At 39.9% G+C, this 8,817-nt stretch carries 7 protein-coding genes and 1 pseudogene; 3 read left to right on the plus strand and 5 right to left on the minus strand.

What is annotated here, in order from left to right; all coding sequences use genetic code 11:
* Positions 1-83 precede the first annotated feature (83 nt).
* The 4 genes from PX482_RS06870 to PX482_RS06885 all read right to left on the minus strand — a co-directional run bounded on the left by PX482_RS06870 (position 84) and on the right by PX482_RS06885 (position 3,168).
* Complete coding sequence (locus PX482_RS06870; RefSeq protein WP_288026793.1) at positions 84-206, minus strand: hypothetical protein; 123 nt, start codon at positions 204-206, stop codon at positions 84-86.
* A gap of 119 nt (positions 207-325) precedes the next feature.
* Positions 326-1,180 (minus strand): calcium-binding protein, encoded by an 855-nt coding sequence (locus tag PX482_RS06875; protein WP_288093087.1) that lies wholly within the window; start codon positions 1,178-1,180, stop codon positions 326-328.
* 136 nt (positions 1,181-1,316) lie between these two features.
* On the minus strand, positions 1,317-1,850 hold the full coding sequence (gene pgsA, locus PX482_RS06880) for a CDP-diacylglycerol--glycerol-3-phosphate 3-phosphatidyltransferase (RefSeq protein WP_002759356.1): 534 nt from the start codon (positions 1,848-1,850) through the stop codon (positions 1,317-1,319).
* Between the two features lie 223 nt (positions 1,851-2,073).
* Positions 2,074-3,168, minus strand: coding sequence for a fatty acid desaturase family protein (locus tag PX482_RS06885; protein WP_288026795.1), 1,095 nt, complete (start codon positions 3,166-3,168; stop codon positions 2,074-2,076).
* Between the two features lie 245 nt (positions 3,169-3,413).
* Here PX482_RS06885 and PX482_RS06890 point away from each other — a divergent pair, with 245 nt between their 5' ends.
* Genes PX482_RS06890 through PX482_RS06900 form a run of 3 tightly spaced genes read left to right on the plus strand, consistent with a single transcriptional unit; the run spans position 3,414 to position 8,570 of the window.
* Positions 3,414-4,547: a sigma factor-like helix-turn-helix DNA-binding protein gene (locus tag PX482_RS06890; protein WP_002759359.1), complete on the plus strand. Its 1,134-nt coding sequence runs from the start codon at positions 3,414-3,416 to the stop codon at positions 4,545-4,547.
* Between the two features lie 16 nt (positions 4,548-4,563).
* Positions 4,564-5,928 carry a DUF1822 family protein gene (locus PX482_RS06895; RefSeq protein WP_002759361.1) on the plus strand — a complete coding sequence of 455 codons (1,365 nt, stop codon included), beginning with the start codon at positions 4,564-4,566 and terminating at the stop codon, positions 5,926-5,928.
* A 32-nt stretch (positions 5,929-5,960) separates the two neighbouring features.
* Positions 5,961-8,570, plus strand: a complete 2,610-nt coding sequence (locus tag PX482_RS06900) for an ABC transporter substrate-binding protein (RefSeq protein WP_288094707.1) — start codon at positions 5,961-5,963, stop codon at positions 8,568-8,570.
* A 51-nt stretch (positions 8,571-8,621) separates the two neighbouring features.
* On the opposite strand, the pseudogene PX482_RS06905 reads toward PX482_RS06900, so the two are convergent.
* A pseudogene (locus tag PX482_RS06905) lies at positions 8,622-8,817 on the minus strand (IS1 family transposase); the annotation flags it as partial.

Here is an 8,817-nt window from a genome sequence, read left to right on the forward strand (position 1 = left end):
ACCCTTTGAAAATAAGGCTTTTGACCTGTTAAAATCTGATGTTAGTGCAAGAAAATAGGATTGGGACATTCAAAAACCTTGCATTATTCTCCTCGTAGTACATAAACTGGTACAAAAAAAGAGGGCAACAAAGCCTGAAACTCCCGACGACCGGCTACTGACTCCTGACTCCTGACTCCTACCCCCAGGAAAAACTTTTTCAGCAAACCCTAATAAGGGTGTGTTAGCTAGGGCTAACACACCCCTACCGATTATTTCTGGTGGTTAATTTTCCCGCAAAAATCAACAATTGTCCGACTCACCGCAGGGGATGGACAGGGATAGATTAGATAACGACAATATTGGATGCAGTGAAGGTTGGAATACCAAGAAGATTTGCGATTCGAACCGAACCAGCGCCACCAACACCATCTACGTCAAACCATAAAGCACCATTGGCAGTATTGTAGATAAATCTTTGAGCTGCAGTAGCAGCGCTATTGATTCCCGCACCAGAACGGAATTGTGCAGCACCCAAAGGACCAGCAGTCAGTCCACCAGCGAAACCAGTGGCGGAAACATTGATAACATCACCTTGAGAGGAGCTAAAACCCGAGATCCAATCAAATCCTTCGCTGGGACTGTTGAAAACAAAATTGTCAGCACCAGCACCACCAGTTAAAGTATCGGTTCCAGCACCACCAACTAAAGTATCTTTTCCATCACCACCAACTAAAGTATCGTTTCCAGCACCACCGACTAGGCTATCGTCGAACGCACTACCTGTGATGAAATAGGAATCAGTGAGGGTGAGTGGTGCGATCGTACTTACTATTTGCGGACCCGACGCTTTCGTGAAAGTAACACCGCCGGTTGTTAGTTGATAAGTGCCGGCAGTCGAAGCTCTAACAAAGGTAAGGCTATCTGCTGGCAGGGAAAGGGTCGTAGAAAAGCCTCCACCGTACTTGGAAAGGGTTGCTGTGTTATCAGCAACGCCTGCTTTGGCTATTCTCCAAACTGTATCGCCGCCCGCACTTAAAAGGCCCAGGGAAGTGAGATTATCGTCGGCAAGGCCTGTTGCTGATATACTAATGGGGACAGTAGGATGGGCGTTCAGGAAAGCGGCAACTGACGTAGTCACATTAGGATTGAAAGTAACACTAGAGGTGGAGTCAGCGAATGATATAGTTACAGTGGGCATGGTTTTTCCTTTGAATGATTTGTTTGAATTTGAAGAGTCTGATAATCTTCCTCCCGATTATTATATACCAAGAAAAAAAATGCAATCATGTTTGCGAGGCTTGTTTCCTGAATTATTGCTAATGGTTAAGTTTTTATCAATTTTGGGTTAATTTTTGGCTGGGTGTGATATAAATCAGACCAGAAATTAAAGTTAATATCACCGATAGCCAAAAAGCCACCAGAGCAATTAAATTATATTCAGAAGGCAAGGGAGCGATTAAGAGAGCGATAGCGACAATTTGGCTGACTGTTTTGCTTTTTCCCCACCAATTAGCCCCTTTTATGTCGCTATTTCCTGTTAAATTCGGATTAATGCGCCAACCAGCGATCGCTAATTCGCGAGCGAGAATCAAAAATACTCCCCAAGCAGCAATTAAATCCATTTCAATCAGAGCTAAGAGGGGAGCGAGAACCAGTAATTTATCGACCAAAGGATCGAGAAATTTGCCTAATTCGGTGATTTGATTTAATTTTCGCGCTAGATAACCATCGAGCCAATCGGTGCTGGCAGCAATCAGAAAGATAATTAAACTTAACCAGCGATCGATTTCTGTGCCTTGGTGCAACCAGTATAAAATTAATGGCAGTCCCAAGAGTCGCGATAGGGTAATCGAGTTGGGTAGGTTCATTTTTGTTAGGGAAGTGGGGAAGTGGGGTGTAGGGTGTGGGGTGTAGGGTGTGGGGTGTAGGGTGTAGGGTGTAGGGTGTAGGGTGTAGGGTGTAGGGTGTAGGGTGTAGGGTGTGGGGAAGTGGGGAAATTTCAACTAATACCCCAAAACCCTAAAACTCCAACTCCCTAAAACTCCAACTCTCAACTCCTGCCTCCTGTCTCCCGGCTCCTGACTCCTGATTTTAGCTGGCTAATTTGAGATCGAAATTACTTTGTTTATTGCCTAATTGTCTGAGCCAACGATAATTATAAGTTAAAGCACCTCGCAGGGTGGGATAAACGGCATAATTAACGCCAAATTCTTGGCAAACTTCCGCTAAGATTGGGGCAATTTTTGGGTAGTGAATATGACAAATTTGCGGAAAAAGATGGTGAACAACTTGATAATTTAATCCCCCTAAATACCAATTTAAAAAGGCATTTTTAGGAGCAAAATCTACGGTAGTTCGCACTTGAAAGATTGCCCATTCGTCTTCGATTTGGTTAGCTGCCGAGGGTTGAATAAATTCGGCGGGTTCCAAAACGTGAGCTAACATAAATACATGACAGGCAAGCACTCCATAGGTCATAAAAGCAATGAGAAAACCGATCGCTATTTCTAGGGGACTATAACCAACTAAGAGAGGAATGCCAATAAACCAAAAGAGATAAACAACTTTTCCGCTCAATAAAACGAATAAATCGATCGGTTTAGGATTGGGAATTTTAATCTCGCCAAAACGATTACAAAAGAGGATGGAGCGCACATCGGAGAATGACCAATAGATAGGAATTATAGCGTAGAGAATCGGGATAAATAAATGTTGATAACGATGATACCATTTATGCTCGGCATGGGGAGTCATTCGCACGATACCATCGCCGTGAATTTCCACATCGTACCCTAAAACATTGGTGTAGGTATGATGGAGATAATTATGACGAAAACGCCAGAGATAACTGGAAGTACCGATGATATAATCGTAGGTCATGCCAAGGAGAGAATTAACCCATTTTTTACTAGAATAGCCGCCATGGTTTGCATCATGACCAATGCTAAAACCGATTCCTGCTAATCCTCCTCCTAAAACCAGACAACCGATAATTTTTAGCCACCAGATATCCGGACCAAAAAGTACAAATAGCCAAGCGGCAATTACCCAAGTTAAAATCGTGATCGTCTTCAGGTACATGGCCAAATTATCTCTGGTGGGGATGCCGTTTTCGGTAAAATAAGCATCAACCCGTTTATTCAATTCCTTTCTAAAACCCTGATTTTCGGTAAAAGTTACTCGCATTCCTAATTTTTGTCCTAGAAGTTGATATGACGGCTATTTGTGGCAGCTCAGAGTGAATTTATGAGTCTTGTACTGGTTTGCTAAGGCTGTCTCAGCATAACTGATAATTTCTCATCAGTCCCTCATCTATTGTCAGAGAAAGAGGTGCGCTTGGCAAGGCAATCGCTCAATTTGTTTGCTACTCTTGCAGAAAATCCTCGGTTTTTACCTAATCAGATATCAGATACCTGTAGCCGGTGATAGAAATGAGCGTTAGGTACTTTTATACTACTATTAAAGCCATTGAAGGCGATCGAGTTTTCTGGTGCGAAGTGCCACAATTAAGAAAATTGATCGATGCGATCGCTGGAAGCGTGGCCGATGATGAAGCGGTGTATTTTTATCTGTGGCAATGCTTACAGAATGATCCTAATAACCAATTAGTCAAGTCCCATTGGATGGTTTTCTTACAATATCGCTCCTGTATGGTAACTCAAAGGGTCTATCAAAATGTCGGCCATCGGATCGATGCTGATTATGAAACCCTCTTCTACTATTTGCTGAATTTGCTTTCTACGGCAATCATTTTTTACGGTAATTTTCAGGATAACAAGACCAAACCGGGATTTTTTCGCTTAATCTTAGAAAAATGGACAGATAAAAAATTAAGAAATACTCTCTATAATTTCCTGCGAGGAGAGTATAAAACGATTGGCAGGACTAATCTCGGTATAGTCAGTCTTTTTAGTGCGAATAAAATTCAAAAAGTTTTACGAACATCGGGTATCTTTAACGAGAATCATCTGCTAATATTTAACTGTTTTCGAGAGGTTAAAAAAGCTTCTCTTAGATCATTGGATAAGTGGCAAGAGGAGGATTGGCAACAAGTAATCGATCGCCTACAGCAGTTACAACCGCAAGTTATTCTCACCGTTGAGGAAGTGCAAGCAAAACTCAATCAAATAGGGGAGATAATGCGTAATCATATCGATCCTCCTTACTCTAAATTTGAGCCTACTAATTATGACGATAATAGCAATTACTTTTGGGAAAATATCCCCAGCAAGAAGCCAAGTAAAGATTTACTACAACAGCAAGAAATCCAGGAAGATATTAATAAGTTATTAATCACTCTTGAGGATGAAGTTAAACAGATTGTATATTGTTACTATCATCAAAAGATGACGCAAGCACAGATCGCTAATCGATTGGGAGTTCACTCATCTACTATTAGTCGAGAAATAACCCAATTATGTAAAAAAATTTATCAGCTACTCTGTGCAAGGGAAGGCAAAGATTGTCCTATTTTGTTAAATGAGATTAAATTACAATCTCGGCAAAAACAAGAGATCGATGCTTATCTGGAATATTTTTGTCAGTCCTACTTAACTCAAATCTAATCTGTTAGGAGATACCATGAAAGTCAACCTCGATATTTTGCAACAAATTAACCCGAAATCCCTTTGGCTAACTTTTTCGGAAACAGAGATTAAACAAGCTCGATCGATTCTCGGTCAATACTCTAATCAAACCGCCAAAAATCAGGCTTTGATTAATTACTTAGTGCAAATATGCCTAAGCAATTGGCTGAAAGATAATCTTGATTGTTCCCTTCAAATAATACCTGAAAACCATCAGTATCTTTGGGAGTTTATTAACGGGTTTACTTGGCAAATTGAAGATAAAAAAGTTACCACTATTCCCAGTCAAGCGATTGACATTGAGGGATTGACAATAGAGCAAGAATGGGTTGATATTCCCGATTTAGCGGCCGATTTTTATCTAGGGGTGCAGGTAGATTTAGCAGAAAAATTTCTCAATATCTGGGGTTTTATATCCAGAAAAGATGTTAAAAGTCTCGCAAAATACGATCCAATTTACCATCAATATTATTTGGACAGTGAGCAAATAATTGATGATTTAGATATTCTTTGGCAGAGTTGTTTAGAGGGAGAGAGTGAAAAAGGAAAACTCGAATCTTTAGCAAACTTATCGCCAGCAACAGCAGAAAATTTAATTAAAAAGTTAGGTCAAGTTTCACCCTATTCTCCGAGATTAGATATTAGTTGTCAGCAGTGGTTAGCTTTGTTGAATAATCAACAATGGCGAGAAAAACTTTATCAGCAGCGTTTAGAGGTAATCCCCACCAAACTTAGTCAATGGTTGCAGGGAATTATTACCGAAAAATGGCAGGAAATCCTCAGCACTATCGACAATTATCGTCCAATTAATCCGGGTTTTTTGTTGGCTGCTGAAAAAATCAGCAGCCGAGAATCTCTGACAGATATTCAGCGAGAAATTAGACAACTGTATGCTAGTCAAAAAGAGGTGGAATTTTCGGAACATTTAACCCCAGAGGAAGCTTTAGCAAAACTGCAACATCAAACCCAAGATGAAACTATTCGCTGGCAAGCGGCCGAATATCTCTGGAATATCGATCCTCATTATCCTAATGCTGCTATCCGCAAAATGCTCGATGTGGGTAGTCAATTAATGGGTTATAAAATCGCTTTAATGGTGGGAGTTTTATCGACCAGTCACCAGAGAATTGCTGTCTTAATTCGTGCCTATGCCATGGACAATTTTGCCAAACTACCCCCCGGTTTATCTTTGCAAATTAGCGATGAAATAGGCCAATTAATCCCCAGTTTAGAAGCAATAGCAAGGGAGAAACCCTTAGATAGCTATCTACAGCTTTATTTTCTAGCTGATGCCGACGATCGCTTTAATGTTAACCTAAGTTTAGGGGACAGTAGCATTACCGAGCAGTTTAGGATTTAATAGAGATAGCAGAAAATGTCAAGGGTAAAGACATGAGCAGAGTTGTGATTCTGAAAATTGGTGATGGCAGTTTTGAAACGGGATTTTCCGTCACTCTAGAAATTCGTGACAATCATCTCTTGATAGCACCTTTTGCTGAGGGGAAATTAGTCCCGAGCCTTGACATTGCTGCCGCTTTGCAAAATTATCGTCGAGCTTATTATCATTGGGTAGAAAGTCAACCCAGTTTAGGAATTACCGTTCCTCATAGTATGATCACCCATGCAGCGGTAGGTGATCCTAGAGACAACCTCAGAAAAGCCACTCAAACTTTAAAAGATAGCTTAAATGAATGGCTAAATTCCAGTTCTCTGAGTTCGATACAAAATCGTATCTTGTTCCATATAGGTACTGAGTCAGAAGTAAGATTTTTTATCCAAACTACCCACTTTGATTTACAACAAATTCCCTGGGAGTGTTGGAATTTTTTACGGGATTGGTGGAATGATGTGGAAATTGCTCTTACTATCCAGAGAAATCCTCCGATAATTAACCTTACTCCTCCGATTCATGTTTTAGTAATTTTGGGTAATATTGACATCGAAAACGAGCATAATTCCCTGTGTTTATCCAGTTTGCAAACGGCACTAGGAAACCCAGATAAGGTTTATATACAAATATTAAGTCCCAGTTCAGAAGTTCCTCTTTCAACGATAAATATTCACAATGAGTTGATCAAAAATCCATGGGATATTGTAGTTTATTTAGGTCATAGTCAAACCAGTAGCGACGGACATGATGGAGTTTTTATCATTGATAATGATACGGCTTTATCTCCTGAACATAATTTAAGAAATTCCCTAGAAATAGCTGTTAAAAAAGGCTTAAAACTTGTTATCTGTAACTCCTGCGATGGGTTAGGTATTGGTCGTCAGTTGGCTAATATCGGAGTACCCCATATTATTGTTATGAAAGAACCCATCGCTGTGCGGGTTGCTTTGAGATTTCTAGAAGTTTTTCTTCCCAATTTTCTTGAACATAAATCCCTACAGGAATCCTTAACAAGCGCTCGACAAGAATTAAGATTACATGAATTTGAGAAGGATGCTGCTAGTTCTTCTTTACTGCCTCGTTTGATAGAAAATCCTGAAGAACCACCGTTAATTTTACCTTTACCCCCTGAAAATACGGAGGAAAATCACCAAAATAATGATGAGCAAAGTTGGCCTTTACGTCTATCTAGTCGCTGGAAACAAGCTCTGTTATTTATTTTAAGTCTTCTGGTAACTTTATCAGTTTTATATTGGGGAGGAGTATTTTCCGATGATGCTAGTAAATACCCAGAAATTAGCTTAGGTGAAGAAATATTATTAAAGACAAACCGACAAGATAACAGTATTGAACGGGGAAGACAAGCTTTTAAAAACAAAGAATATAAACAAGCAATTCAGCTTTTTAAAAAATCCCTCGATCGCTTGCCCAATAATCCAGAGATTCGCATCTATTATAATAACGCTCGTGCGGCTCATCAAGACAGAAATCCCTTAAAAATTGCCACCAGTGTTCCTATTGGTAATAATCCAGAAATAGCTCAAGAAATTTTACGAGGTATTGCTTTATTGCAACAGGAGTTAAATGATGAACAGGCCAACAACCCCGATTTTCACTTTCTACAGGTAGTGGTCGCTAATGATAATAATAGCCCCGTAGATGCCAAAGATCGAGCCGAAAAATTTGTTAAAGATCCGTCAATTATAGCAGTGGTTGGTCATAATGCTTCTGCTGCTAGTGAAGCGGCCAAAGATAGCTATGTACAAGGGAAAATTGTTGCCCTATCTCCCACCAGCTTTTCCCCGAAAATCTCCGGTAATGGCTATGTGTATAAGATGGTTCCCGATCTGGAAACTTTTGCCACAACCTTAAGTGAATACATCCGCAAACAAACTGACAAGCTAATTATCCAAAACCCCACTAATTTAATTTGTTACGATAATCGCTCTGGGGATAATTATAACTTCGCTCAAAAATATAGAAACATTCTTCTCGGTCAGCAGTTTCAAAAAGTCATTAAAGATGCAGATTTTGACTGCAATATCGAACCAAAAAATAATTTAGATCAAGAGAAAATTTATCAAAAAATCGCTCAATACCAAGTAAATATTCTCATGGTTGCTCCCTATATTGACGATCTGAAAAGAGCCGTCAGTATCTTTAAGCAACGTCCCGCACAACAGTTAAACTTAGTAACTTTAGGTTCACCCACTTTTCAAAGTTATCTCACCCTTGCAGAAGGTAAACAAGGAGTAGAAAATTTAGTTATCACCGTGCCTTGGTATGATCTCAAAAAAGATAATTATATCCACAGTTTTTGGCAAAATAAGATCAATGTTTGGCGCACTCCCATGGCCTACGATGCGACTAAAGTTATCCTCACCGCTTTGCGACAGTTATACCAACAAGGACAAAAATTCGCTCGAGAATCATTAAATCAAGTTTTAAGAAACGATTTTTCTATCGAAGGAATGACTGGCACTGTTACATTTGATCAGAATGGTGTCCGCAACATGAATAATAATCCTGATGATCGCCGCTACTTGATTCTACAGGTCAAAAATGGTCAATTTGTCCCCCTCGCTCCCATTAAATCTGCCGGTCCACTCTAAACCGGTGGTGATTCGGTAGTAGTGATGGCGGCTTAATCCTTTGCTTTGCTGTGCATTGTAGTCATGAATAAAATACCAAAGGGCTCCCCAACGTGATTCTCCATTTTTTTAGAGAAAGATAGACTCTCTCTCACCAGCCGAGAAATCCTTTGTTGAAAGGTATTATTTAATCTTTCAATAGGATTAGTTTGACCAGTTTCTTTTCCGACCGGTCGATGACGTTTACTAGGAATTACTGTCTTATAGG

The organism is Microcystis sp. M53602_WE12 (assembly GCF_030065455.1).
Taxonomy (GTDB): Bacteria; Cyanobacteriota; Cyanobacteriia; order Cyanobacteriales; family Microcystaceae; genus Microcystis; species Microcystis aeruginosa.

Excerpts from the sequence above, each read along its gene's own strand:
- PX482_RS06900 (WP_288094707.1), top strand. The coding sequence starts at position 5,961 with ATGAGCAGAGTTGTGATTCTGAAAATTGGTGATGGCAGTTTTGAAACG.
- pgsA (WP_002759356.1), bottom strand. The coding sequence starts at position 1,850 with ATGAACCTACCCAACTCGATTACCCTATCGCGACTCTTGGGACTGCCA.
- PX482_RS06890 (WP_002759359.1), top strand. The coding sequence starts at position 3,414 with ATGAGCGTTAGGTACTTTTATACTACTATTAAAGCCATTGAAGGCGAT.
- PX482_RS06885 (WP_288026795.1), bottom strand. The coding sequence starts at position 3,168 with ATGCGAGTAACTTTTACCGAAAATCAGGGTTTTAGAAAGGAATTGAAT.
- PX482_RS06895 (WP_002759361.1), top strand. The coding sequence starts at position 4,564 with ATGAAAGTCAACCTCGATATTTTGCAACAAATTAACCCGAAATCCCTT.
- PX482_RS06875 (WP_288093087.1), bottom strand. The coding sequence starts at position 1,180 with ATGCCCACTGTAACTATATCATTCGCTGACTCCACCTCTAGTGTTACT.